This window comes from Hafnia paralvei, from assembly GCF_020150375.1.
Lineage (GTDB): Bacteria > Pseudomonadota > Gammaproteobacteria > Enterobacterales > Enterobacteriaceae > Hafnia > Hafnia paralvei.
In genome coordinates, this window is the sequence record NZ_CP083737.1 from 1,056,009 (window position 1) to 1,082,151 (window position 26,143).

21 protein-coding genes are annotated in these 26,143 nt (G+C 48.4%); 16 read left to right on the forward strand and 5 right to left on the reverse strand.

Annotated elements, in window-relative coordinates; all coding sequences use genetic code 11:
- The first annotated feature begins 56 nt into the window (after positions 1 to 56).
- The 9 genes from pilW (at position 57) to K9N75_RS04850 (ending at position 9,376) form a co-directional block, all read left to right on the forward strand.
- Entirely contained in the window at positions 57 to 809 is a 753-nt protein-coding gene (gene pilW, locus K9N75_RS04810) for a type IV pilus biogenesis/stability protein PilW (RefSeq protein ID WP_039185860.1), read from the forward strand.
- Positions 799 to 1,803, forward strand: a complete 1,005-nt coding sequence (gene rodZ / locus K9N75_RS04815; RefSeq protein WP_008812501.1) for a cytoskeleton protein RodZ — start codon at positions 799 to 801, stop codon at positions 1,801 to 1,803. The genes pilW and rodZ overlap by 11 nt, the downstream gene beginning before the upstream one ends.
- 206 nt (positions 1,804 to 2,009) lie before the next feature.
- Positions 2,010 to 3,134 carry a flavodoxin-dependent (E)-4-hydroxy-3-methylbut-2-enyl-diphosphate synthase gene (gene ispG, locus K9N75_RS04820; RefSeq protein WP_008812502.1) on the forward strand — a complete coding sequence of 375 codons (1,125 nt, stop codon included), beginning with the start codon at positions 2,010 to 2,012 and terminating at the stop codon, positions 3,132 to 3,134.
- 117 nt (positions 3,135 to 3,251) lie between these two features.
- Complete coding sequence (gene hisS / locus K9N75_RS04825; protein WP_004847443.1) at positions 3,252 to 4,526, forward strand: histidine--tRNA ligase; 1,275 nt, start codon at positions 3,252 to 3,254, stop codon at positions 4,524 to 4,526.
- Between the two features lie 13 nt (positions 4,527 to 4,539).
- Positions 4,540 to 5,160: a YfgM family protein gene (locus tag K9N75_RS04830; RefSeq protein WP_008812504.1), complete on the forward strand. Its 621-nt coding sequence runs from the start codon at positions 4,540 to 4,542 to the stop codon at positions 5,158 to 5,160.
- 11 nt (positions 5,161 to 5,171) lie between these two features.
- The gene (gene bamB / locus K9N75_RS04835) at positions 5,172 to 6,350 is read left to right on the forward strand and encodes an outer membrane protein assembly factor BamB (RefSeq protein WP_008812505.1); all 1,179 of its coding nucleotides are present in this window, start codon (positions 5,172 to 5,174) and stop codon (positions 6,348 to 6,350) included.
- A gap of 190 nt (positions 6,351 to 6,540) precedes the next feature.
- Entirely contained in the window at positions 6,541 to 8,028 is a 1,488-nt protein-coding gene (gene der / locus K9N75_RS04840; RefSeq protein ID WP_004847438.1) for a ribosome biogenesis GTPase Der, read from the forward strand.
- Between the two features lie 160 nt (positions 8,029 to 8,188).
- Complete coding sequence (locus K9N75_RS04845; protein ID WP_008812506.1) at positions 8,189 to 9,145, forward strand: AEC family transporter; 957 nt, start codon at positions 8,189 to 8,191, stop codon at positions 9,143 to 9,145.
- Between the two features lie 9 nt (positions 9,146 to 9,154).
- Positions 9,155 to 9,376 (forward strand): zinc ribbon domain-containing protein, encoded by a 222-nt coding sequence (locus K9N75_RS04850; RefSeq protein ID WP_039185867.1) that lies wholly within the window; start codon positions 9,155 to 9,157, stop codon positions 9,374 to 9,376.
- A gap of 87 nt (positions 9,377 to 9,463) precedes the next feature.
- On the opposite strand, the gene K9N75_RS04855 is transcribed toward K9N75_RS04850, so the two are convergent.
- The 3 genes from K9N75_RS04855 to xseA form a co-directional block, all read right to left on the reverse strand.
- Positions 9,464 to 10,660, reverse strand: a complete 1,197-nt coding sequence (locus K9N75_RS04855) for a MalY/PatB family protein (RefSeq protein ID WP_224452281.1) — start codon at positions 10,658 to 10,660, stop codon at positions 9,464 to 9,466.
- A gap of 14 nt (positions 10,661 to 10,674) precedes the next feature.
- A complete protein-coding gene (gene malX / locus K9N75_RS04860; RefSeq protein ID WP_020303908.1) occupies positions 10,675 to 12,246 on the reverse strand; it encodes a maltose/glucose-specific PTS transporter subunit IIBC in 1,572 nt (523 codons plus the stop codon).
- A 377-nt stretch (positions 12,247 to 12,623) separates the two neighbouring features.
- Entirely contained in the window at positions 12,624 to 14,000 is a 1,377-nt protein-coding gene (gene xseA / locus K9N75_RS04865; protein ID WP_224452282.1) for an exodeoxyribonuclease VII large subunit, read from the reverse strand.
- 170 nt (positions 14,001 to 14,170) lie between these two features.
- On the opposite strand from xseA, the gene guaB reads away from it, so the two are divergent.
- The 3 genes from guaB (at position 14,171) to K9N75_RS04880 (ending at position 19,686) form a co-directional block, all read left to right on the forward strand.
- Positions 14,171 to 15,637: an IMP dehydrogenase gene (gene guaB, locus K9N75_RS04870; RefSeq protein ID WP_102961605.1), complete on the forward strand. Its 1,467-nt coding sequence runs from the start codon at positions 14,171 to 14,173 to the stop codon at positions 15,635 to 15,637.
- Positions 15,638 to 15,739: 102 nt separating this feature from the next.
- Complete coding sequence (gene guaA / locus K9N75_RS04875) at positions 15,740 to 17,317, forward strand: glutamine-hydrolyzing GMP synthase (protein ID WP_004847419.1); 1,578 nt, start codon at positions 15,740 to 15,742, stop codon at positions 17,315 to 17,317.
- A 311-nt stretch (positions 17,318 to 17,628) separates the two neighbouring features.
- Positions 17,629 to 19,686 carry a hypothetical protein gene (locus K9N75_RS04880; protein ID WP_224452283.1) on the forward strand — a complete coding sequence of 686 codons (2,058 nt, stop codon included), beginning with the start codon at positions 17,629 to 17,631 and terminating at the stop codon, positions 19,684 to 19,686.
- Positions 19,687 to 19,843: 157 nt separating this feature from the next.
- On the opposite strand, the gene hemL is transcribed toward K9N75_RS04880, so the two are convergent.
- Positions 19,844 to 21,127 carry a glutamate-1-semialdehyde 2,1-aminomutase gene (gene hemL, locus K9N75_RS04885; RefSeq protein ID WP_004847413.1) on the reverse strand — a complete coding sequence of 428 codons (1,284 nt, stop codon included), beginning with the start codon at positions 21,125 to 21,127 and terminating at the stop codon, positions 19,844 to 19,846.
- 248 nt (positions 21,128 to 21,375) lie between these two features.
- Between hemL and clcA the strand changes: the two genes are divergently transcribed.
- The gene (gene clcA, locus K9N75_RS04890) at positions 21,376 to 22,812 is read left to right on the forward strand and encodes a H(+)/Cl(-) exchange transporter ClcA (RefSeq protein WP_008812512.1); all 1,437 of its coding nucleotides are present in this window, start codon (positions 21,376 to 21,378) and stop codon (positions 22,810 to 22,812) included.
- Positions 22,813 to 22,937: 125 nt separating this feature from the next.
- Entirely contained in the window at positions 22,938 to 23,282 is a 345-nt protein-coding gene (erpA, locus tag K9N75_RS04895) for an iron-sulfur cluster insertion protein ErpA (RefSeq protein WP_004847400.1), read from the forward strand.
- A 63-nt stretch (positions 23,283 to 23,345) separates the two neighbouring features.
- Here erpA and yjdN read toward each other — a convergent pair whose 3' ends face one another.
- The gene (yjdN, locus tag K9N75_RS04900) at positions 23,346 to 23,774 is read right to left on the reverse strand and encodes a VOC family metalloprotein YjdN (protein ID WP_008812513.1); all 429 of its coding nucleotides are present in this window, start codon (positions 23,772 to 23,774) and stop codon (positions 23,346 to 23,348) included.
- A 686-nt stretch (positions 23,775 to 24,460) separates the two neighbouring features.
- On the opposite strand from yjdN, the gene ulaA reads away from it, so the two are divergent.
- Together ulaA and K9N75_RS04910 are read left to right on the forward strand one after the other, a co-directional pair.
- Positions 24,461 to 25,714, forward strand: a complete 1,254-nt coding sequence (gene ulaA, locus K9N75_RS04905) for a PTS ascorbate transporter subunit IIC (RefSeq protein WP_166712983.1) — start codon at positions 24,461 to 24,463, stop codon at positions 25,712 to 25,714.
- An 83-nt stretch (positions 25,715 to 25,797) separates the two neighbouring features.
- Positions 25,798 to 26,121: a cupin domain-containing protein gene (locus K9N75_RS04910; protein WP_166712984.1), complete on the forward strand. Its 324-nt coding sequence runs from the start codon at positions 25,798 to 25,800 to the stop codon at positions 26,119 to 26,121.
- The last annotated feature ends 22 nt before the right edge of the window (positions 26,122 to 26,143 follow it).

Here is a 26,143-nt window from a genome sequence, read left to right on the forward strand (position 1 = left end):
AACGTTGTTGGTCAAACCCTTTGAGATTCAAAGGAAAAGGATAATAGGGTAAAGCAATGAAGCTAAAAATGAGATGGGTAGTAGGACTGCTGACGGTCGGTTTGTTGGCAGGCTGCTCAAGTTCTAAACCTGAGAGCCAGCAGACCGCGACGGTATCACAGAGCCGGTTGCAACTCGGGTTGGAATACTTGAATCAGGGCGACTTGAAAGCCGCTCAGCAAAATCTGGAAAAGGCACGGGATGCTGCGCCGGATGATTACCGTACTCAGCTTGGCATGGCGCTTTATCAGCAGCGTGTGGGAGATAATCAGGCCGCACAGGAAAGTTATCAGAAAGCGATGAATTTAGCGCCACAGAATGGCACCGTGATGAATAATTACGGTGCGTTTCTGTGTAGTTTAGGGCAGTATGTACCAGCACAACAACAGTTTAGTTCAGCTGCAAATCTTCCTGATTACGGTCAGGTTGCAGATAGCTTCGAAAATGCAGGTTATTGTTTTCTAAAAGCAGGACAGACTGAGGAAGCGCGTAAGCTATTTAGCCGCGCTTTGAAGAGCGATCCGGATAAGGGAGTTTCGTTAATTGCGGAAGCTATCCGGGAATTTGACCAAGGGAAGCGCGGAGATGCGCGAATAATGTTGGATGTTTACAATCATATTCTACCGGCTAGCGCTAATAGTCTATGGTTACAAATCCGCTTCGCTGCGTTAGATGGGCGCCAAACGAACTTAGAGCGTTATGGCAAACAACTGGCGCGAAATTTTCCACAATCTCAACAGTACCAGCAGTTCCTAGCGAATGAATACTGAAGCCCCCCAAGATCAAACAGCTCCATTGACTACAGGCGAACGCCTGCGCCAAGGCCGCGAAAAGTTAGAACTGTCACAACAGGCTGTTGCAGAACGTCTGTGTCTGAAAGTTTCAACTGTTCGTGATATTGAAGAAGATAAGGCTCCGGTTGATTTGGCCTCAACATTTTTGCGTGGGTACATACGTTCCTATGCAAAATTGGTTCATATCCCGGAAGACGAATTAACGCCGCTGTTAGAAAAGCAAGCACCGTTGAAGGCGGCAAAAGTTGCGCCAATGCAAAGCTTCTCACTGGGTAAAAAACGTAAAAAGCGCGATGGTTGGCTGATGATGTTTACCTGGCTTGTGGTATTTGTGGTTATTGGTCTCACCGGTTCGTGGTGGTGGCAAAATCATAAAGCCCAGCAAGAAGATATTGCGACAATGGCGAATGAATCCTCTGCTCAGTTGGCGAAAAATGGCCAATTACAATCATCAGATCCCTCTAATGGGTCTGATGATGTTGCGGCTGCAACGGATACTCAGGAGTCTGCCGGTACCCCGCCAGATTCCTCGGCAGCTGACGGTCAAACGGCAAACGTTCCTGCGAGTTCGACGGCAACGGCACCTGTGGCCAATGCAGAAACTCAGCAGAGCCAGAACAACGCAGTTGTATCGCCAAGTCAGGCTCCGATTGATACGACAACCAATGCGAACGCGGCAACGTTACCTACTGCGAGTGCAACAGTGGATGCTGCTGCAGTCGTGTCCAATAATCTGGTAATGAAGTTTAATGCGGATTGCTGGTTAGAAGTAAAAGACTCAACGGGTAAGACGCTTTTCAGCGGTATGCAAAAATCCGGTGCATCTTTGGATCTTGCTGGAACAGCGCCATATAAGCTGAAAATCGGTGCTCCAGCAGCCGTGCAAATTACGTATCAAGGCAAACCTGTTGATCTGAGTCGCTTTGTTAAATCAAGTCAGGTCGCACGTTTGACACTGAACGCTGAGTGATCCAGTCGATCACTCATAGTGAGCGCAGTACGCTGCGAGCATAGATGAGATCACCAAAACTGGCGTTGCAAACAACGGTTAGTCTCGGTGATTCATTTTTGGCAGCGTTGGCAGTATAAGTATCTTGTTTACCTGAGTGCTGGTTAAATATTGGATTATGAAGAATCATTATCCCATTGATAGTAAGGCACTTATGGAGAGTTAATATGCATAATGAGTCGCCCATTAAGCGGAGAAAATCGACCCGCATTTATGTTGGCAATGTGCCTATTGGTGATGGTGCACCGATTGCCGTGCAGTCGATGACAAATACCAAAACAACGGACGTTGATGCAACGGTAAAACAAATTCGCGCCCTCGAACGTGTCGGCGTTGATATTGTACGTGTATCAGTTCCAACCATGGATGCCGCTGAAGCATTCAAGCTTATTAAGCAGCAGGTTTCTGTGCCGCTGGTCGCTGATATTCATTTCGACTATCGCATTGCGCTAAAAGTTGCTGAGTATGGCGTTGATTGCCTGCGTATTAACCCTGGCAACATCGGTAATGAGTCCCGTATTCGTTCGGTCGTTGATTGTGCTCGTGATAAAAATATTCCGATTCGTATCGGGATCAACGGTGGATCGTTAGAAAAAGATATTCAGGAAAAATTCGGCGAGCCAACGCCGGAAGCCTTGCTGGAATCAGCCATGCGCCACGTTGACATTCTGGATCGTCTTAACTTCGATCAGTTTAAAGTCAGCGTTAAAGCATCGGATGTTTTCCTTGCCGTACAGTCATATCGCTTATTGGCTTCCCGTATCGATCAACCGCTGCACCTCGGGATCACCGAAGCGGGCGGGGCGCGTAGCGGATCGGTTAAATCTGCGGTGGGTTTAGGCATGCTGCTGGCTGAAGGAATTGGTGACACGTTACGTATTTCGTTGGCCGCAGATCCTGTCGAAGAAGTGAAAGTTGGTTTTGATATCCTTAAGTCTCTTCGCATTCGTTCGCGTGGGATTAACTTTATCGCTTGTCCAACCTGTTCACGACAGGAGTTTGACGTTATTGGTACCGTTAACGCGCTCGAACAGCGTCTGGAAGACATTATTACGCCAATGGATGTATCTATCATCGGTTGCGTGGTGAACGGTCCGGGCGAGGCTTTGGTTTCAACGATTGGCGTGACAGGCGGACACAATAAGAGCGGCTTCTATGAAGACGGCGTACGTCAGAAAGATCGCTTCGATAACGAGAAGATGATCGATCAGTTAGAAGCCAAGATCCGTGCTAAAGCTTCAATGTTGGATGTGAATAAACGCATTGAAGTCAGCCAGATTGACGAGAAGTAATCGACCGTGGTCTGCATGGTCGTTTACTTTGATTAAACAATGTCCCGATTGATGAGATTGCCCTAATCCTCCATAATCGGGTTCATTTTTTTGAATTAAATAGTATAGAGAATTGACGTGGCGAAGAATATCCAAGCTATTCGTGGCATGAACGACTACCTGCCGGAAGACACGGCGCTTTGGCAGCCGATTGAAGCTGCGCTCAAACAAGTCCTGACCAGCTACGGTTACAGCGAAATCCGTTTGCCGATTGTAGAGCAGACCCCGTTATTCAAACGTGCGATTGGTGAAGTGACCGACGTCGTTGAAAAAGAGATGTACACCTTCGATGACCGTAATGGTGACAGCCTGACTTTGCGTCCTGAAGGGACTGCGGGCTGTGTGCGTGCCGGTATCGAGCATGGTCTGCTGTACAATCAAGAACAACGCTTATGGTACATCGGTCCGATGTTCCGTCATGAGCGTCCGCAAAAAGGCCGTTATCGTCAGTTTCATCAGTTAGGAGCCGAAGTCTTTGGGCTAAACGGTCCTGACGTAGACGCCGAGCTTATCCTGCTGACTGCCCGTTGGTGGCGTGCGCTAGGCATCTCTGAGCATGTCTCTCTGGAACTGAATTCAATCGGTTCTCTGGAAGCTCGCGCGAACTACCGTGACGCGCTGGTCGCTTATCTGGAACAGTTTAAAGATAAACTGGACGAAGATTGCAAGCGTCGTATGTACAGCAACCCGCTGCGCGTTCTAGATTCGAAGAATCCAGAAGTACAAGCCTTGCTGAATGATGCGCCGCGCCTGTCTGAATATCTCGACGAAGAGTCTCGTGAGCACTTTGCTGGCCTGTGTAAGTTACTCGACGATGCGGGTATTGCGTATACCGTAAATGAGCGTCTGGTGCGCGGACTGGATTATTACAACCGCACGGTATTTGAGTGGGTGACGAATAGCTTAGGCGCTCAGGGCACCGTTTGTGCCGGTGGGCGTTATGATGGTTTGGTTGCTCAACTCGGTGGGCACGCCACGCCAGCCGTTGGGTTTGCTATGGGCTTGGAACGTTTGGTTCTTCTGGTTCAAGCCGTTAACCCTGACTTCCAGCCACAGCGCGCGGTTGACGTTTATCTGATTTCTTCTGGTGAAGGCACTCAGAGTGCGGCGATGCGTTTGGCTGAAAAAATTCGTGATGCCTATCCGCAGGTCAAACTGATGACGAACTATGGCGGTGGCAATTTCAAGAAGCAGTTTGCACGTGCTGATAAGTGGGGCGCTCGCATCGCTCTGGTATTAGGCGAAAATGAGATGAACGCGGGTCAGATTAATGTTAAAAATCTGCAAAGCGGCGATCAGCAAACTATTGCACAGGACGACGTTGCTGCGATCCTGGCATCAATGTTGGCGTAAGGAGTAAAGAACAGTGGAAGTCTATAGCACAGAGAACGAACAGGTTGATGCCTTACGTCGCTTCTTTATTGAAAATGGTAAGGCGTTAGCGATTGGTGTTGTGATTGGGATTGGTGCACTGCTTGGTTGGCGTTACTGGCAGAATCACCAGCAGGCTGAAATGACAGGGGCTTCCCAGTCTTATCAGCAGGCAAGCGAGGCGCTGACCGGCGGTAAAGCTGACGGTGTGGCGTTAGCTGAAAAGTTTATTGAAAAAAATGCTAATAACTATGGTGTGTTAGCAGCGTTGCAGTTAGCGCAACATGAAGTTGACCAGAAAGACTTTGCTAAGGCTGAACATCAGCTAGCTTGGGCCCAAGGTCAAGCTAAAGATGAAAACTTGAAATCCCTGATTGATTTGCGTTTGGCTCGTGTTCAGCTACAGGAGAATAAGCTGGACGACGCATTGAAAACTCTGGATTTAGTCAAGGCGACCGGCTGGGTTGCTATGGCGCAGGACGTACGCGGCGATGTACTGGTTAAGAAAGGCGATGTAAAAGGCGCCCGCGAAGCATACAGCAAAGGCTTGGCCTCTGATGCTTCCCAGTCTTTGCAGGCTTTACTGCGCATGAAACTGAACAATTTATCCAACTAAGGGGATAATAAATGCAATTGCGTAAAACGCTCTTGGTGGGATTACTGTCTGTAACATTTTTGAGCGGATGCTCTTGGTTCAGCAGTGAAACTGACGTTGTAACCATGTCTCCGTTGCCAAAAGTTGAAAACCAATTCACACCAACTCAGGTCTGGAGCACATCGGTTGGTGACGGCATTGGTGAATATTATTCTCACCTGCGTCCTACTTGGCAGGATAACCGCATTTACGCCGCCGATCGTATGGGTGTGGTAAAAGCGATGGATGCGGAAAAAGGCGATGTGATCTGGTCTGTCAATTTGGCAGAGAAAGATGGCTGGTTCTCGCATAAAACAGCTCTGCTGTCCGGTGGCTTAGCGGTTTCGGGTGGCAAGGTTTATGTAGGGTCTGAGCGTGCGGTGGTATATGCATTGAACGCTGAAGACGGTACTGAAGCGTGGAAAACCACGGTTGCTGGCGAAGCGATTTCTCGCCCCGTAGTGAGTGATGGATTGGTATTAATTCATACTGCAAACGGTATGCTGCAGGCTTTAAATGAGGCTGATGGTGCAATCAAATGGACCGTTAACCTTGATATGCCTTCTCTGACATTGCGCGGCGAATCAGCGCCTGCGACTGCCTATGGTGCAGCAATTGTTGGCGGTGATAACGGACGCGTGAGTGCGGTGATGATGCAGCAGGGCCAAATGATTTGGCAGCAACGTGTTGCTCAGCCAATGGGCTCAACGGAGATTGACCGTTTGAACGACGTGGATACAACCCCTATCGTTGTTGATGGTGTTGTATACTCCCTTGGTTATAACGGTAACTTAGCGGCTTTGGATCTGCGTTCTGGTCAGATTCAATGGAAACGTGAAATGGGTTCAGTGAACGATTTCATCGTTGATGCAGGCCGTATTTACGTTGTTGACCAAGATGACCGAGTCGCGGCGTTAAGCGCTGACGGTGGTGTATCTCTGTGGAAACAAAGCGATCTGCTGCATCGTAACCTGACTGCTCCAGCGTTGTATAACGGTTATCTGGTTGTGGGTGATAGCGAAGGTTACCTGCATTGGTTGAATACTGATGACGGTCGTTTTGTTGCTCAACAGAAAGTAGACAGTTCGGGTCTTCTTAGCGCGCCGCTGGTAGCCAGCGATAAGCTGATTATTCAGGCTCGCGGCGGTAAAGTTTACGCATTTACCCGCTGATATATCCAATGATTTGGTGTATTAATGCCAAGTTAGACGGTTATAAAACAATTATTTAGGGCGGCAATATGGTCGTCTGGGAACGGCTCCTGATCACCTCAGGAGCCGTTTCGTCTTCTGAAAAGTCCTTGCGCGGGCGCGATCTTTCCCCGTGTATTTGGAATTAAATTAAGTAATAGAGGCTTCAACAATGATACCTGTCGTCGCGCTGGTCGGGCGCCCGAATGTGGGTAAATCCACTTTATTTAACCGCTTAACGCATACTCGTGATGCTCTGGTTGCGGATTTCCCTGGGTTGACCCGTGACCGTAAATACGGTCGTGCTGAAGTGAGTGGTCATGAATTCATTATCATTGATACCGGTGGTATTGATGGCACTGAAAACGGTGTTGAAACGCATATGGCTGAGCAATCGCTGATGGCGATTGAAGAGGCTGATATCGTGCTGTTTATGGTTGATGCTCGTGCTGGCTTAATGCCAGCGGATGAGGGCATTGCTCAGCACCTGCGTAGCCGTGAAAAAGCCACTTTCTTAGTCGCGAACAAAACGGATGGTATTGACCCTGATGTGGCTATCGGTGATTTTTACTCGCTTGGCTTTGGTGAGGTTTATCCCATCGCTGCTTCTCATGGCCGTGGTGTTGCTCAACTGATTGAAGAAGCACTGATTCCGTTTGTGGGTGTGCCAGAACCTGAGCGTGAGCTGACCGAAGAAGAGGCGAATGCCGCTTATTGGGCAGAGCAGGAAGCTGATGAAGCGGAAGAGTTGGCTGAAGAGGAAGAGGACGACTTTAATCCTCAGGATCTGCCGATTAAAATCGCTATCGTTGGTCGTCCTAACGTAGGTAAGTCCACACTAACAAACCGTATTTTGGGTGAAGACCGTGTCGTAGTCTACGACATGCCGGGCACGACGCGTGACAGCATTTACATCCCAATGGTTCGCGATGAGCGCGAATACGTGCTGATTGATACCGCTGGGGTTCGTAAGCGTGGGAAAGTGACTGATACCGTTGAGAAATTCTCCGTTATCAAAACGCTGCAGGCGATTGAAGACTCCAACGTTGCATTGTTGGTGATTGATGCACGTGAAGGTATTTCTGACCAAGATCTGTCGCTGTTGGGCTTTATCCTGAATAGTGGGCGCTCACTGGTGATTGTGGTGAATAAGTGGGATGGCCTGTCTGAAGATGTCAAAACTCAGGTCAAAGAGATGCTGGATCTGCGTTTGGGCTTTGTTGATTTTGCCCGCATCCACTTTATTTCCGCTCTGCACGGTAGCGGCGTAGGTAATCTGTTTGAGTCTATTCAAGAAGCCTATGATTGTGCGACTCGCCGCGTGAGTACATCCTTACTGACTCGTATCATGAATATGGCGCAGGAAGATCATCAACCGCCGTTGGTACGTGGTCGTCGTGTAAAACTGAAATATGCGCATGCCGGTGGCTATAACCCGCCAATCGTGGTTATCCACGGTAATCAGGTAAAAGATCTGGCTGATTCTTACAAGCGTTATCTGATGAACTACTTCCGTCGTTCGCTGAAAGTGATGGGTACGCCAATCCGCATTCAGTTTAAAGAAGGCGACAACCCGTATGCAGGTAAACGCAATATGCTGAATCCAACTCAGCTACGTAAACGTAAGCGTCTGCTGGCTCATATCAAAAAGAGCAAATAACGTTTACTGACAACGAAAAACCACAATGGGGTGCAGAATACGCATCCCATTTTTTTATGGTTTTCTCTATTTTTTACGGCGTTGCATATAGTCGTTGTATAAGCTTTGAGTGTATTCTCTTTGCTTGCAAAGTATTTTCGACATCAACAAGGATTTAAGTATGTCTTGGGAGACGTGGAGTTTTGCCTTCGGTGTCACAGTACCTAATCTGTTGATGTTACTACTGGGAGTGTTGTTACGCCGATTACGGCTGCTGGACGATGCGTTCTGCGATGGTGCGACTCGGCTCGTTTTTAATCTCTCTCTTCCTTGCCTGTTGTTTTTCAGCATTGCCACTAACCACTCTACGCTTGGCAACAACTTCGCCTTTGTCGTTTACGGCGGAGTCGCAACGATTATTAGTTTTCTACTGCTGGAGCTGGTGGCGCTTAAGTTGGTAAAAGAGCCACGTGAGCGTGGCATCTTTGTTCAGGGAGGATTTCGCGCCAATACGGCGATTGTTGGTTTAGCTTATTGCGCCAGCGCCTATGGTAGCGAAGGCGTTGCCATTGGGTCGATGTACATGGCCGTAACGGTGATCCTGTTTAACGTATTGTCGGTTGTGACTCTCACCCGCACATTGAGCGTGGATAGCCAGCAGAAAATCAGCTGGGGGAAAATACTGCGCGGGGTTATCACTAACCCATTGATTATTGGTATCGTGCTTGGTCTATGTTATTCCTTCACTCGGCTCCCGATGCCGGAGGTTTTATCATCAACCGGCAAATTTATCTCTGGCATGGCGTTGCCGCTTGCGCTGTTGTGTACCGGAGCAAGTATTGACTGGCACGCGATGTTTAGCTCATCAAACGTTGCGGGATATGCAAGTGCAGCAAAGCTGATCGCCGTCCCGGTATTCATGACCTTAGGAGGCTGGCTGCTTGGATTCCGTGGCGTTACACTTGGCGTGATGTTCTTATTTACGTCGACGCCAACGGCGGCTGCCAGCTATGTTATGACGCGGGCGATGGGAGGAAATGCCACGCTTGCGGCGAACATTATTGCGATTACCACCGTTGGGTCTTTTTTCACGACCGCGCTTGGGCTTTATTTCTTGCGTAATTGGGGTGTGATTTAGGAGGTTAAAATGGACGTGTTGTGTCCAAAGTGTCAGCAACAGATGCAGTGGATAAACGGTGATTATTATTGCCCGAACTGCCAGCAAGCATACCATCAACACGCGGATTGCCCTGAATGCGGGAAACCATTACAGGAATTGAAAGCCTGTGGCGCGGTGGACTATCTGTGCCAGCATGGGCATGGGATGATATCCAAGAAACGTGTGAAATTTAGCTATAGCGTAAAATAGCATTCGAGAGTGAATGCAAAGAGTGAATGCGACGACGGGCGCATCCTTGCGCCCTAGTGTTCAAGCAAACCGTGACGGGTATAAACGTTATCTCTTTATACAACAACGCCGTTGTACAAATTCCTCTAAGCGCGCCATCGCTTGTTCAATCAACGCCTTCGGCGTGCCAAAGTTAATGCGGATATAGTTCTCACCGTTTTGCACGTAGTGGGTGCCATCTTCAACAACAACACCGGTTTCATGCGCCAACTGATGAGTAAAATCATAGGCACTCATACCCGTGGCGCTGACGTCTACCCATGCTAGATAGGAGGACTCTGTTCGCATCATTTTGAGCGTTGGTAGGCGCTCACTCATGAATTGATAAAGGTAGCGCTCGTTTTCTGCAAGATATTGGTTGAGCGCTTTCAACCATGGTAAGCCTCGGTTATAGGCATAAATTAACCCCCAGACGCCAAACATATTAGGGGAGGTAATTGAGTTTTTCTCTAGCCGCTGGCGAAAACGAGAGCGCAATGCCTCATTGGGTATAATGCTGTAAGAGGTCTTTAATCCGCCAAGGTTAAACGCTTTATTCGGTGACGTAAGTAATATGAGATTGTCTGGGGCGGCACAATCCTTGTTTAACGCATTGATAAAGTTGCCCTGTAAAATATGTTCTGCATGTACCTCATCGATAACGAGAATTACCCCGTATTTCTGACAAAGATCGGAAACTCGATGAATCTCTTCGGCACTCCAAATTCTCCCAGAGGGGTTGTGTGGTGAACAGAAGAGATAAAGTTTAGGCTGATTCTGTCTTATTTGGTCTTCAAGTAATTCGAAATTGAGCTGGTAGCGGTTATTTTTCACCGCCAGAGGGTTCGCAATAATACGTACCTTTTGACGTTCGGCGGCCTGTGCAAAAGGATCATACACCGGTGTATTCATAAGGATGCAATCACCTTCTGTGCAGAATGCCTGAATGGTGTAATGCAACGTTGAGACGGTGCCGTAGGTTAGCGTGATCCACTCACGCTCGACGTGGGCATTGTGCTGCTTGGCCTGAAAGTCGATCACCGCTTGGTAAAATTCGTCGAAGCAATAGGTATAGCCAAAAGTGCCGTGTTCCACGATTTGGCGCAGGCCCTCAATCACCTCGGGTGGAGATTTAAAGTCCATATCGGCAATCCACATGGGAATAAAGTCTCTCGATACGGCACCAAAGCGTGAGCAAACATAGTCGTAATCCCACTTACGGCATTTATCGACGCGGCGATCGATGATCTCATCAAAATTATACATGCTGGCTCCTTGGCCTAAATTAATGCTTCAATGCCGGTTTTTACACTTTGAACTTGTGGGCCAATGATGACCTGTAAACTGTGATTATCAAGAACGACCACGGCAAGAGCACCCGCTTTCTTTAATATTTCTTTATTAATAAGCGCCATGTCTTTAACGACTAAGCGTAAGCGGGTGATACAGTTGTCCAGTGAGTCGATATTTTCTTTTCCTCCCAAAGCAGAAAGAATGAGTTCTGGATCGTACTGAGCGCCTTTTTTATTTCCGCTGGGTTTCTCCGCTTTTACGTTTTCAGTAATATCGTCATCCTCTCGTCCTGGTGTTTTAATATCATGTTTGAGAATATACCAGCGGAATACAAAGAAATAGATAGCAAACCAAATAATGCCAACGGGGATAACTAAATACCATTTGGTTGCAGTGCCTTGCATTATGCCAAAGATTAATAAATCTAATATTCCACCGTCGGTATTTCCGATTGTCACACCGAGTAATGCCATCACCATTAGAGCAAGACCGGACATAATGACATGGAAAACATATAAGAAAGGCGCGATGAATAAAAAGAGAAACTCAATAGGCTCGGATATACCGGTCACCACGGAAACTAAAACGCCTGAAAGCAGTAGTCCTTTTATGATAGGGCGGTTTTCAGGTTTAGCTGTTCGGTAAATAGCATAAGCGACAGCAGGCAAGCCAAAGATGAAGGTAGGCATGAAGCCTTGTGATAAGAATGCGGTAACGTGAGGGCTAAAAGGTAGACCTGCTTTTAGCTCAGCATAGAAAATGTTTAGCGCTCCTGATATTTCCTGCCCGCCAACAAATTCAGTCCCGCCAGCAGGAGTGAAGCGAACCATCGCCAGTAAAATATGGTGCAAGCCAAACGGTTTAAGTAATAGAACCCCAACGCCGTATAAGAATGGCCCAAACACGCTGGTGCTCTGGATTAATCGTCCAATTGCGGTAATACCTATCGCCACATATTCCCATAAGAATGGAATGATTAATCCAACGATGGATAGCGTTAGGGCGGTAATGATAGGGACAAAACGGATCCCGCTAAAGAAGGCAAAAGCGTCATGGAGCCGAGTATCTTGGAAACGTTCATGTAGGAAATAGGTAATTACACCCACGACGATCCCACCTAAAACCCCCATCTCTAGCGATTGAATTCCTAATACCATCGCTTGACCCGCTTGTTTCATATTGGACGCGTCGGCGAGTTGATGGCTACTGAGAAGATAATAATTAATTGATAGATTCATTATCATATAGCCGACAAAACCCGCGAATGCACCGATGGCTTTATTCCGTTTTGCCAGTCCTAGTGGAATTGCCATAGCGAACATAATAGGTAAATAAGTAAAGGCAAATCCGCCAACGGTAGCAACAAAACCAAATGTTAATTGCACTAATTCATTTCCCAGAAAAGGGAAACTTTTTATAGTGGAGGGACTGGTAATAGAGCTACCAACACCTAATAACAACCCCATAAATGCGAGTAAAGATACGGGGAACATAAACGTCTTTCCCAGACTTTGAAAAAATTCCCATAACCTTGACTTGAATGATTTTGTGTCCGACATGTGGGCACTCCCAATAAGCTGATAACTATAATAAACCGTCATCATCCCAAATGAATGACGATAATTTTTTATCTGTGAGCTAAGGGGATTTTTAATAAATGAGATGATTCCCCAATGACCTAAATAGGTCGTTAGGAATTAAAGCAAAGCGATTGTGGATAGAATGCACGGAGGATCACAGTTTTATTTTGCTCGGGTTTTAGGCTATTTTGCTTTCGTTTCATAACCAACCAAAAGCAAAGCGAAAAATTAACAAGTAATTTTTATCTATAAAGTAAGGAATCATGCAGAAGATAACGAAAGTGGGGATAATTAGGATTCAGGCCACGGCTTTTATTATGCAAAGTGACCTGTCTCACAGAACTCACTATTCGCGTTTAGGCGTCGCGTTTGGACACGCGTTTTTTGGGGGGCGGTGTGATCGCGGTAACCGTGCTTTCAATCCATCCATCTTGCAGTCGCGTTTTCAGTAATTCGCCGTTATTCACCTGCTTAACACTTTTCAATACGCTACCGTTTGGTGACTGAGTCACGCTGAACCCACGAGACAGCGTCGCGAGTGGGCTCACTCCTTCCAACTGTGAGCAAAGTGCGCCAAAACGTTCACGGTTGCTACTAAGCTGGCGCTGGATGAGCAGTTCCATACGATTGTGAATTTGCGCTAATCGTTGCTGATTACGCTGGATCTGTGCCGATGGTTGTTGTTGGTTGAGGCGTTGGCTCAGACGCTCCTGCTGGCGTTCTGCGAGACGTAGGCGAGTTTGCACAGCCTCATCCAACCGACGGCGTAACTTTAAAAGTAACGTGTTCTGACGCGCCAGACGGAGCTGTGGATGCTGTTGCTGTAAACGATGGTTGAGCCGTGTAAAACGTTGCTGGTGGCGAGCAAGATAATAATCCATCGCCATTTCCATGCGCTGTTGCTGTGAGAGCATTTGGCGCATAAGTTCTGTTTGATTACGGCTAACCAATTCAGCTGCCGCAGAGGGCGTTGGCGCTCGTAAATCACCGACAAAATCGGCAATGGTGACATCGGTTTCATGGCCGACTGCGCTCACGATGGGAATTTGGCTGGCAAAAATAGCCTTGGCCACGCGTTCATCGTTGAAACTCCACAGATCTTCTAGCGATCCACCGCCGCGACCGACAATCAATACGTCGCACTCTTTCCGCTGATTGGCTAACTCGATGGCGCGCACAATCTGCATCGGCGCGTCGACGCCCTGGACTGCGGTTGGATAGATAATGACGGGCAAAGAAGGATCGCGGCGCTGCAAAACGTTCAGAATGTCATGCAGCGCAGCACCGCTTGAAGAGGTCACAACCCCAACGCAACGCGCGGGCGAGGGCAACGGTTTTTTGTGCGCGGGATCGAACAGGCCTTCTTCCTGCAAACGCTGCTTGAGTTGTTCAAACTGCTGTTGCAGTAAGCCATCCCCAGCGGGCTGCATACTTTCGGCAATCAGTTGGTAATCACCACGCGGTTCGTACAGCGTGATGGTTGCACGCATCAATATCTGCTGACCGTTTTGCGGACGAAACGCCACCCGACGGTTGCTGTTGCGGAACATTGCGCAGCGCACCTGAGCACGATCGTCTTTTAACGTGAAGTACCAGTGGCCGGAAGAGGGCTGAGATAAATTAGAGATTTCACCTGATAGCCAGATCTGCCCCATTTCCATTTCTAACAGCTGACGGACGGTTTGGTTCAACCGACTAACGGTAAAAATTGGCGGGGAAGATGGTAGTGACATGTGACGTAGATCAAACTCTAAATCAAGGTGTTAATTAGTCGATACTACATGCTTGAATGACCTTCGCAAGACTTTTTTGTAAAAAGTACTGGAGGCAACCGTTTTCGGCCTGTATAATGCCGCGGCAATATTAAATCTATTTGATTTACCACTCTGGTGAGATATTGCCCATGCTACGTATCGTTAAAGAAGCCCTGACGTTTGACGACGTCCTCTTAGTTCCAGCCCACTCTACCGTTCTGCCAAACACTGCCGATCTTAGCACTCAGCTGACTTCATCTATTCGAATGAACATCCCCATGCTGTCTGCGGCAATGGATACCGTTACTGAAGCCCGTCTAGCGATTGCGCTGGCGCAGGAAGGCGGTATTGGCTTCATCCACAAAAACATGTCTATCGAGCGTCAGGCTGATGAAGTCCGCCGTGTGAAAAAACATGAAAGTGGTGTGGTGAAAGATCCTCAGACTGTTACCCCAACGACGACTCTGCGCGAAGTTAAAGAGCTGACCGAACGCAATGGTTTTGCGGGTTATCCTGTTGTGACCGATGAACTGGAACTGGTGGGGATCATTACTGGCCGTGATGTGCGTTTTGTCACCGATCTGGAACAGCCAGTGACTGCAGTAATGACGCCTAAAGAGCGTCTGGTAACGGTAAAAGAAGGTGAAGCACGCGAAGTAGTTCTGCAACGTATGCATGAAAAGCGCGTTGAGAAAGCGCTGGTCGTGGATGAAAACTTCCACCTGTGCGGCATGATCACCGTTAAAGACTTCCAAAAAGCTGAGCGTAAGCCAAACGCATGTAAAGACGAGCATGGTCGTCTGCGCGTGGGTGCTGCGGTTGGCGCAGGTGCGGGCAATGAAGAACGTATCGCTGCGTTGGTTGAGGCTGGCGTCGATGTTCTGTTGATTGACTCCTCTCACGGTCATTCCGAAGGTGTGTTGCAGCGTATTCGTGAAACTCGCGCTAAATTCCCCGAGCTGCAAATCATTGGCGGTAACGTAGCAACGGCAGCCGGTGCGAGAGCATTGGCTGAAGCCGGTGTGAATGCGGTGAAAGTGGGCATTGGTCCAGGCTCTATCTGTACGACGCGTATCGTAACCGGTGTTGGGGTTCCACAGATCACTGCGGTTTCTGATGCCGTTGAAGCCCTTGAGGGTACCGGTATTCCGGTTATCGCCGACGGAGGTATCCGCTTCTCTGGCGATATCGCTAAAGCTTTGGCTGCGGGCGCAAGCTGTGTCATGGTCGGTGGTATGCTGGCAGGTACTGAAGAATCTCCGGGTGAAATCGAGCTGTATCAGGGCCGTTCATTCAAATCTTACCGTGGCATGGGTTCACTGGGGGCAATGTCTAAAGGTTCTTCTGACCGTTATTTCCAGAGCGATAATGCCGCAGACAAATTGGTTCCTGAAGGTATTGAAGGCCGCGTTGCATACAAAGGCCATCTGAAAGCGATCATTCACCAGCAAATGGGCGGTCTGCGCTCATGTATGGGGCTGACCGGTTGCGCCACGATTGATGAACTGCGTACTAAAGCAGAATTCGTCCGTATCAGCGGTGCAGGTATTCAGGAAAGCCACGTTCACGATGTGACCATCACCAAAGAGTCACCGAACTACCGTATGGGATCGTAATTCTGAATGTCGAGGCGGGAACGTATTGCAGGTTCTCGCCGTTCGGTATTTAGTCACCTATTTTCGTTTTTTGGCTATTTATATTTCTAAACAAGGCCTTACATGACTCAAAATATTCATAAGCATCGCATTCTGATTCTGGATTTCGGCTCCCAGTACACCCAGCTTCTGGCGCGTCGTGTTCGCGAAATCGGCGTATATTGCGAACTGTGGGCGTGGGACGTCACCGAAGAGCAGATCCGCGAATTTAATCCAAGCGGTATTATTCTGTCCGGTGGTCCAGAAAGCACCACTGAGAACAATAGCCCACGAGCGCCAGAATATGTGTTTACTGCTGGTGTGCCTGTGTTTGGCGTGTGCTACGGCATGCAGACCATGGCGATGCAGTTGGGTGGCCATGTAGAAAGCTCTAACGAACGTGAATTTGGCTATGCGCAGGTAGAAGTTACCGCACACAGCAAAATGTTTGATGATATCAAAGACTCCCTGACCAAAGACGGCACGCCAGTGCTCGATGTCTGGATGAGCCACGGCGATAAAGTGACCGCTATCCCTTCTGATTTTGTCACCGTCGCCAGCACCGAAACCTGTCCTTATGCCATCATGGCAAACGATGAAAAGCGTTTCTACGGCGTACAGTTCCACCCTGAAGTGACTCATACCCATCAAGGGCAGCGCATGCTTGAGCGTTTCATTCTGGATATCTGCGGTTGCGAAGCGCTGTGGACGCCAGCGACGATCATTGAGGATGCGGTCGTGCGACTGCGTGAGCAAGTTGGTGAAGACGAAGTGATCTTAGGCTTGTCCGGCGGCGTTGACTCCTCTGTGACAGCTTTGCTGCTGCATCGTGCTATCGGCAAGCGTCTGACCTGTGTCTTCGTTGACAACGGACTGCTGCGCCTGAATGAAGGTGAGCAGGTAATGGACATGTTCGGCGATAAATTCGGCCTGAATATTATCCATGTTAAAGCCGAAGATCGCTTCCTGAATGCGCTGGCTGGCATCAACGATCCAGAAGCCAAGCGTAAAACTATCGGCCGCGTATTCGTTGAAGTGTTCGACGAAGAAGCGTGCAAGCAGCCTAACGTTAAGTGGTTGGCACAGGGCACCATCTATCCTGATGTGATTGAGTCCGCAGCGTCAGCAACCGGTAAAGCCCACGTGATCAAGTCTCACCACAACGTTGGCGGTTTGCCGAAAGAGATGAAGCTGGGTCTGGTTGAGCCGCTAAAAGAGCTGTTCAAAGACGAAGTGCGTAAGATCGGCCTAGAACTGGGTCTGCCATACGACATGCTGTACCGCCATCCGTTCCCAGGTCCAGGCTTGGGCGTGCGTGTACTGGGTGAGGTCAAGAAAGAGTACTGTGACCTGCTGCGTCGTGCGGATGCGATCTTCATTGAAGAACTGCATAAGGCTGATCTGTATAACAAAGTGAGCCAGGCATTTACCGTATTCCTGCCGGTTCGCTCTGTTGGCGTAATGGGCGATGGCCGTAAATATGATTGGGTCGTTTCTCTGCGTGCGGTAGAAACCATCGACTTCATGACCGCGCATTGGGCGCATCTGCCATATGACTTCTTGGGGCGTGTATCCAACCGCATCATCAACGAAGTGAACGGCATTTCCCGCGTAGTGTACGATATCTCCGGTAAACCACCGGCTACGATTGAGTGGGAATAGTGCTCGGCCACGAGTAACGATGTGAGTCGATAGTAAACATCTTAAGCCCTCTGAGAGATCAGAGGGCTTTCTTGTTTCTACCGGCGATAGCGAAGGCTGAACATCGGATTTTTTGATACCAGTTTGGCACCACTTTGGTGAAAAATAGCGTCGTTATTCTCTCGCTATTTTCGTGTGATTCGTGAACTTCGTGAGAGCGGTGGGCTCTAACCAAATTCACTTCTGGACAACGTGAATCATGGGATAGAGTGCCCGATGGCGTTGTTGATACAGTTTTTTAGGTGCCAACAAAATATCTTCAGGGAACACGAATGCCACATTTTGATTTGTCCTCAAATGGAAACCCGTTTCGCACACTATCGTTAGCGGCACTTATTGCGGCAGCGCTGGTTTTTCCGCAGAGTAGTTTTGCTTGTGGGCCAGACTTTCCCAACCGTTTACTGCTCAATCGTAACGATACTCTTCTGTCGATGCCGGAAGGCAATTTTGTATTTGAAGCTAGCCGACTCGTGCCTGTAGACAAGCAATTACCACTTTGGAAAGCACCTGTATCGTCAACACTCGGCACGTCATCGAAACCTGTTCCGTTGTCGCCAGAACAACGAATCATTGCTGATATGCGACAAACTCACAGCGTTGAGGCTGCTTCGGCAATCGATGCGAAGAGCCTATCGAACGCAGCACGCCTGTATACGTTGGGTGCCGTGGCTTTTGGAGAAAAAGATCCTCGTGCATCGGAATATTTTCAGCAGGTTCTGGCTCTCCCCGTTGCTGAGCAGGGGGAATGGGGACTACGGGCGCAATATTCACTGGGGCGCGTGCAGATGAACGATTATGGTACGCCGGAAGACGTATCTGGATTGAACACGCCACCAGCGTCGCACCCCAAAAAAGAGCAGCTTGAGCAAGCTCTGGCTTCCTTCCAGCAAGTGATTGATAACGTGAAAAGCGGGGCTGTTGATCCAGAACAACTGGCGCTGAGTAGCCTAGGGCAGCAGGCGCGTATTCATTTATGGCTTGGAGACATAATCCCTGCAACACAGTTATATGCACAGCAAGCGGCTCATGGCGATACCGATGGCGGGCTTTCACTGATGTATATCTCCGGCTATCTGATTAGACCAGAAAATAGGGATGTGCTTAAGCAGGCCATTAGCGATCCATTGGTGCAGCAGTTGGTGACTATCGAACTGTTTGCTCGTAGCAGTAATTTGCAGATGGGGAACACCAAGCCAGAACAGACTATTGCTCCGATCCTCGCGTTACTGGTGGATTCAGTGAAAAGTGGCTTCCGCGGTAGCGATCGTTTAGCTGCGTTAGCTTATCGTTCCGGACAATATACGATGGCTGCCAGCCTGCTGAAGAACGCTGGCGACGGAGGGGTAGCGTGGTGGCTACGTGCCAAGATGGCTCTACGTGATGGTGATGTGAAGTCTGCCACCGAGGCCTATGCCAAGGCGGCTTCCGCATTCCCTTCGGATGAAAGCTGGGGGCTACAGCGTAATGATGATTATGCGCCAGAAATGATCACTCCAGTTTGCCGAGTTTCTGGTGAGCAGTCCATTCTGGCACTGAATCGTGGCGATTATCTGCAAGCCATGGCTTTTATGTATCAAGGTAAAGAAAACTATTGGGCGGATGTGGCTGATATCGCTGAACGAGTGCTAACCATTGATGAATTGAAACGCTTTGTTGATGAACACATACCAGCACCTAGCACACCATTGAAGCCCATTAATCCGGATGGGTACAGCGATCACCAGATCACGCTGGATGAAAAACTGCGTGACTTGCTAGCACGAAGAATGATGCGGGCTGGGCGCTATCAGGAAGCAGTGAACTACTTTGCGTTCCCAGCTTATCGTCAGTTTGCGCAGGAATTTGTTGATAGTATGAATGCTGCCAAAAATAAAACGTCTGACAAGAGAGCCAAGGCCAAAGCCTATTATCACGCCGCCACATTACTACGGGAGCAGGGACTGGAGTTTATGGGCTATGAAATGACGCCGGACTACGCTATTTATGGCGCTGGTATTTCTTATCTGGGTGATGCATTCGATACTCGTGATTTACAGCATAAAAGCTGGATCAACGTGGCTGAGGCAGGTCGGGCCGTGAAATCATTGCCAGAGGCGGACAATCACTTCTTGCATTACCGCTGGCGAGCGGTGGACTTAGCTCAGAAAGCAGCCAATTTATTGCCACCGAAAAGTCAGGCTTATGCTGCCGTATTGTGTAATGCCACAAGTTGGGTGATTGCATACGATACGAAGACGAGCCGAGCATTGTACCAACGCTATATCAAGAATGGCTCGTATTATGACTGGGCAGCCAAGTTTGGCGAGAATTGTCCTGAACCGCAGTTTTAAGCGTAGTGCCGCGATCGAGAATGAAGCCAGTGCTTGAAAACTTCGAGGAGGAGGGGGGCAGGTAAAACGTTCCTGATATCTTCTTAACGCGCGACTTTGAAGCGTTCACGCTGCATATTTAAGTAGCCGCATTGTGCGGCTACTTAATGGATAAAGATTACTTCATCTTCACAAAACAGCGGCGCGCGGCGTCGATGGTCTTTTGGATATCTTCCTGAGAATGCGCCAATGACATAAAGCCCGCTTCAAACGCTGATGGTGCGAAGTACACGCCTTCTTCCAGCATCAGATGGAAGAACTGCTTAAAGCGGTCTACGTCGCAGCGAGTGACGTCGGCATAGCAGGTTACGGTTTCTTGATCGGTAAAGAAAATCCCGAACATGCCGCCCACGTGGTTAACCACTAATGGAATGCCTTCTTTTTGCGCGGCGTTTAACAGGCCGGAAGCCAGATTGTCGGTCAGCTCAGTCAGCTGTGGATAGATCCCCGGCTGAGAAATCTCATTCAGACAGGCAAATCCAGCCGCCATCGCGACCGGGTTACCTGATAGCGTCCCCGCCTGATAAACCGGGCCCGTTGGTGCCAGAGCTTCCATGACATCGCGACGACCACCAAATGCGCCCACTGGCATACCACCACCGATGATTTTCCCTAAGCAGGTGAGATCTGGTGTTACACCGTAATAATCCTGAGCTCCCGCTAGTGCCACGCGGAAACCGGTCATGACTTCGTCAATGATCAACAAGGCGCCATATTGGTCACACAGCTCACGCAGACCTGGAAGGAATTCAGGCAGAGGTGGAATGCAGTTCATGTTGCCGGCGACGGGCTCAACGATAATACAGGCGATGTCGTTAGGATATTGCTTGAACGCCTGCATGACAGATTCTACGTCGTTATAGGTGCAGGTCAGCGTATGTTTAGCAAAGTCAGCGGGAACGCCTGGAGAGTTTGGCTGGCCTAGCGTCAGTGCGCCGGAGCCCGCTTTAACCAACAGGTGATCTGCGTGGCCGTGGTAGCAGCCTTCAAATTTGATAATTTTGTCGCGACCGGTAAAACCACGCGCCAAACGAATGGCGCTCATAGTGGCTTCGGTCCCTGAGTTCACCATACGAACCATGTCCATACTTGGCACCAAGTCGGTAACCAATTGGGCCATTTTCACTTCCATTTCCGTCGGCGCGCCGAAGCTCAAACCACGGCCTACGGCTTCCAGAACGGCTTCGCGGATCGCTGGGTGGTTGTGGCCGAGAACCATTGGCCCCCATGAGCCAACGTAGTCGATATAGGCTTTACCATCGGCATCGTACAGGTAAGCGCCATCTGCGCGCTCGATAAACAAAGGCACGCCACCAACGCCGGTGAAGGCGCGAACGGGGGAGTTTACGCCACCCGGAATTAGCTCTTTTGCCTGAGCGTACAGACTTTCAGACTTACTCATAAATCGGCTCCTGACCTGTGCTGAATGTAAAAAGTCGCGTCTATTCTAAAGAAGTCGCCGCAGAGATGAAATGAAGAAAAGCGCAAGCTAAGGGATTGAACAGAATTCAAACGTTCTTATCTCATCCATCATACTATCCTTAGGGAGTATTCAACTTTCCTCATAAGAGGACTTTGTCGCATTTGACATGTAGAATAGCGCCTCTTTTATTTGTATTACTTATCAACCACAGCTTTAGTTGACTGATTATGACACAGAAAGAACAACACACTTCTCTGCCGTCTGCCACGCGTTTGCGCCGTAGTGACGTTATGTTGCAAATTTTACGTCGCGATAAAACTCCCGTGGCAATCTTGTTTATGGCGGCGGTTGTCGGGACGCTGGCGGGGCTTATTGGCGTGGCATTTGAAAAATGCGTCGATTGGGTGCAGCAACAGCGTTTAGGTGGATTGGCACATGTGGCCGATTACTGGATTATCGTTTGGCCGATGGCGTTTATCGGCTCTGCGCTGTTAGCCATGTTTGGCTACTATTTGGTGCGCCGCTTTGCTCCTGAAGCCGGAGGCTCTGGCATTCCTGAAATTGAGGGCGCATTGGAGAATTTACGCCCCGTACGCTGGTGGCGAGTGATCCCCGTGAAGTTCTTCGGCGGGATGGGAACACTAGGTGCGGGCATGGTGCTCGGGCGAGAAGGCCCCACTGTGCAGATGGGCGGCAACCTCGGTCAGATGGTGTTCGATCTCTTTCGCGCTCGTAGTACGGAGGCGCGTCACAGTTTGTTAGCAACCGGTGCCGCTGCGGGTTTAACTGCCGCGTTTAACGCGCCGTTGGCAGGCATTTTATTCGTTATTGAAGAGATGCGTCCGCAGTTCCGCTATAGCCTGATTTCTATCAAAGCGGTATTTATCGGCGTGATTATGTCCTGTGTCGTTTTTCGCTATTTCAACGGCGAACGCACAGTGATTGAGGTGGGTAAACTCGGCAGTGTGGGTATCAACACCCTATGGCTGTATCTGATTTTGGGAATGGTATTTGGCGTCGTTGGCGTGCTGTTTAACCGTGGTGTTTTTCGCGCTCAGGATATGTTCATGCGCATGCACGGCGGAGATTGGCGCAAGCTGGTGCTTATCGGCGGTGTGCTTGGCGGGCTATGCGGAGTGTTAGGGCTAATTCAACAAGAAGCTGCTGGTGGGGGCTTTAACCTGATTCCTATTGCGGCGGCGGGGAACTACACCGTCGGCATGCTGCTGTTTATCTTTATCGCGCGCGTAGTGACTACGCTGCTGTGTTTTGGCTCCGGTGCGCCTGGCGGCATCTTTGCACCGATGCTGGCGCTGGGGACTTTATTGGGGACCGCATTTGGAATGGCAAGTGCGCATCTTTTCCCACAATACGGCATAGAGGCGGGGGCGTTTGCCATTGCTGGGATGGGGGCATTGTTTGCTGCTACGGTCAGAGCTCCACTCACCGGCATTGTGCTGGTGTTAGAAATGACGGATAACTATCAGCTCATTTTACCGATGATCATTACTTGTCTTGGCGCTACACTATTGGCCCAGTTTTTAGGTGGCAAACCGCTATATTCTTGCATCTTAGAAAGAACGCTTAAGCGTCAGGAACAGGCACAAGAGCAGGCGGCCCAACAAGAAGCGGAAAAGACGTCGTTACCGACGAGCAATACTTGAACGAATTAGTCAGGTATTAGATAATGACCGCATAAATCAGCATGGCTTTTTAGCGCTACCTGTATTTTGACATCGCCATGCTGTGTAGAAACATTCTGTGAAAAGCAGAGTTTTGGGAGTGAGAAATGAGTGAAGATATGGCTCTGCCGTTGCAGTTCACTGAAGCTGCAGCTAATAAAGTAAAAGTCCTGATCGCAGACGAAGAAAACCCGGATCTGAAACTGCGAGTCTACATCACTGGCGGCGGCTGTAGCGGCTTCCAGTACGGCTTCACCTTTGATGATAAGGTGAACGAAGGCGATATGACCATTGAGAAACAGGGCGTTATGCTGGTGGTAGATCCAATGAGCCTGCAATATCTGGTGGGCGGGTCTGTTGACTACACCGAAGGCCTAGAAGGTTCTCGTTTTATCGTCACCAACCCGAATGCAAAAACCACCTGCGGTTGTGGATCGTCCTTTAGTATTTAATCTTTGAGTCCCCCTCGCCAATGACTCTCTTTGTAAGGGCATCGGGAGGGGGACCTATCAAAACTACCCCATCTCTTTTTCCACGTTTACCATCCACGGTATCCCGAACCGATCGGTTAACATGCCAAACCCTAATGCCCAGAATGTCTCCTGAAAGGGCATTGTCACGTTCGCCCCCACAGATAACCTTTCAAACCATGTTTTACCCTGCGCTAAATCGTTGGAATGCAGGCTGACAGAAAAGCCGCCGTGCTTTTTTTCCTCGGCGCACATGTTGCCGTCGCTCAGCATCAAGAGGCCATCGCCGATCTTGAGTGACGCATGCATGATTTTATCGGCGGGAAATGGGGGTGTGGTTGCACATTGGGAATCATCGACCGGCGCTTCGCCAAACCGTATTTTGTGCAAAACTTCAGCACCAAGCGCCTGAGTGTAGAACGTTAGCGCTTGTTCTGCGTTGCCGTCGAAGAACAGATAAGTACTCAATTGCATAACAGTATTCCTCGGTATGTGATTGGATTACCGAGAATTCATGATCCGACGCTTCGTGCCTGAGAGTCGGGCTCTGCTATTAGAAGAGTTATATGCTGATAGTAATCCGCACAAGGAAGTTTAGCTGATGATGGTGTTGGTTGCTGCTGCGATCGTCGTGAGTTTGATGTCTTCTTAATTATAGGTGTTTCATTGTTTTTGAAACGCTGGTTTAGTTATCGCCATCACAAAATAATAGTTCTCTTTTGCTAGAATGCCTTCCTGTGAGACTAAAACTTGATTGTGTATTACGGTGATGGAGATAAATTTGAAAGATACTTAAAAAATATAACCTAAGATTAATCAGCACATCGACTTAATGAAATTATTTAAGCCAGTGATTTATTTCTATCTCTTTTTCTGTAGGGAGGGAACACTGCCTCCAAAATTATGGATGATATAAATCAACTCGGTTTTATAAAATACCAGGGGCGATGAGAGCGCTTAAGTATGAAATAGTCATATCAAAATTATAGTTTGATATTGTCTGCTTATCTTTTTAATTTTAGTGATTTTGTTTTTCCGCCATTTGAAATTGACTCTTATAACACCAGGCTTATCAGGTTCAGAACCATCGTGGAAATGGATGCTATTGTCTTAAAAACACGATGGTCGATTTAATCATTATATTAAAAATAAGGCGTTTTATGGACTACATATTAAAGGTTTTTGGAACTCCATCAATAATTATCGCTTTTATCGCATTTTGTGGACTCTGTTTACAACGGGCAAAACTCACCGTCATTATCAAAGGCACCGTATTAGCATTCTTGGGCTTTGTGCTGATTAAAACCGGTGGCGGAATACTCGGCGGCGTACTGACCATGTTTAGCGACCTCTTTACCAATGCCTTTGGTTTGAGAGGGGTAGTACCAAGTAATGAGGCTATCATGGCTCTTACCATCGACCGCCTAGGCCGCCCAGCGGCGATTATTCTTTTCTTTGCGATGGTCATCAATATACTTTTGGCTCGATATACACGATTTAAATCAATTTACCTCTCTCTACACTTAATTGTTTTTATGGCTTTCTCTGTAACGGCTGCGCTTGTTGGCCTAGGGTACAGTGAGTTATTTTCTATTATCTTCGGCTCAGTTGTTATTGGGGCATATATGGCTGTATTTCCAACAATTTTATCTAGATTTAGCCGAAAAATTATTGGGCACAATGAATATTGTATAGCGCATGCAGCATCCAGTTCCTACCTCATCGCTTCTTACTTGGGAAAATGGTTTGGGGATACTTCGGTTAACGTTGAGCATGTGAACGTTAGCGATAAATTTAGTTTCTTAAAGAATTCCGATGTTGCTACTTTTTTGACGATGTTCTGTTTGCTAGGCATATCCTCTCTTTTCTCTAGTCATGAATATTTAACGAGTATTATGGAGAAAAAGCCTTATCTGGTCTGGCTATTAGAAAAATCAGCTATTTTTGCGGGTGGCTTATTTATCGCTAAAAAAGGTGTGGTGCTATTTGCCGAAGAAATTGTACCTGCTTTTAAAGGCATTTCAAAAACCATTGCGCCCGGCTCGATTCCTGCTGTAGATCCGATGGTGTTATTTGATAAATCACCTAATGCCGTATTGATCGGTTTTCTTATCAGCTTCTTTGCGGAGCTGTGCTGCATTGCTATTTTTCCTATGCTGGGGTTACCGATTATTGTTCCGGGTATTCTGGCAAGTTTTACCTGTGGTGGTACGGCGGCCATTTTTGGCAATGCAACAGGGGGACTTCGTGGGGCCATCATTGCCAGCTTCGTTAATGGTCTATTGCTGTGCTTCTTACCGGCATTAGTGCTGCCACTTTTCAGCTACTTAGGTGCTACAGGCGTGACCTTTGCCGATCCTGATTTCACGATTTTATCTACTTTCATTAAATATACATTTGGTCTTGTACACTAAGCTAATTTGGCTTGGTATTGATATAAATAACTACCGCAAGCGGCTATTAATCACCATCGCTCTTGCATTAGAAGGAATGCATTATGTTCTTTTTTAACCAAAATATGGTCAGCGAATCTGTTGGTGAAGGTGTTACTCGTAAAATTCTCGCTCATGGTGGCACCATGATGATGGTAGAAGTGTGCTTTCAGGCGGGGTCTGTTGGCCCAATGCACAATCATCCGCATGAACAGACCACATACGTAAAGTCTGGTGTTTTCGATTTTACGGTTGGCGATGAAACTCATCGCGTATCTGCTGGCGATACGCTGTACAAAAAGCCTAACGTCATGCATGGCTGTATATGTGTTGAAGCGGGGACTTTGATTGATGTCTTTACGCCACAAAGGGATGATTTTATTTCATAAGTCATGACGTGAGCACAGCGCC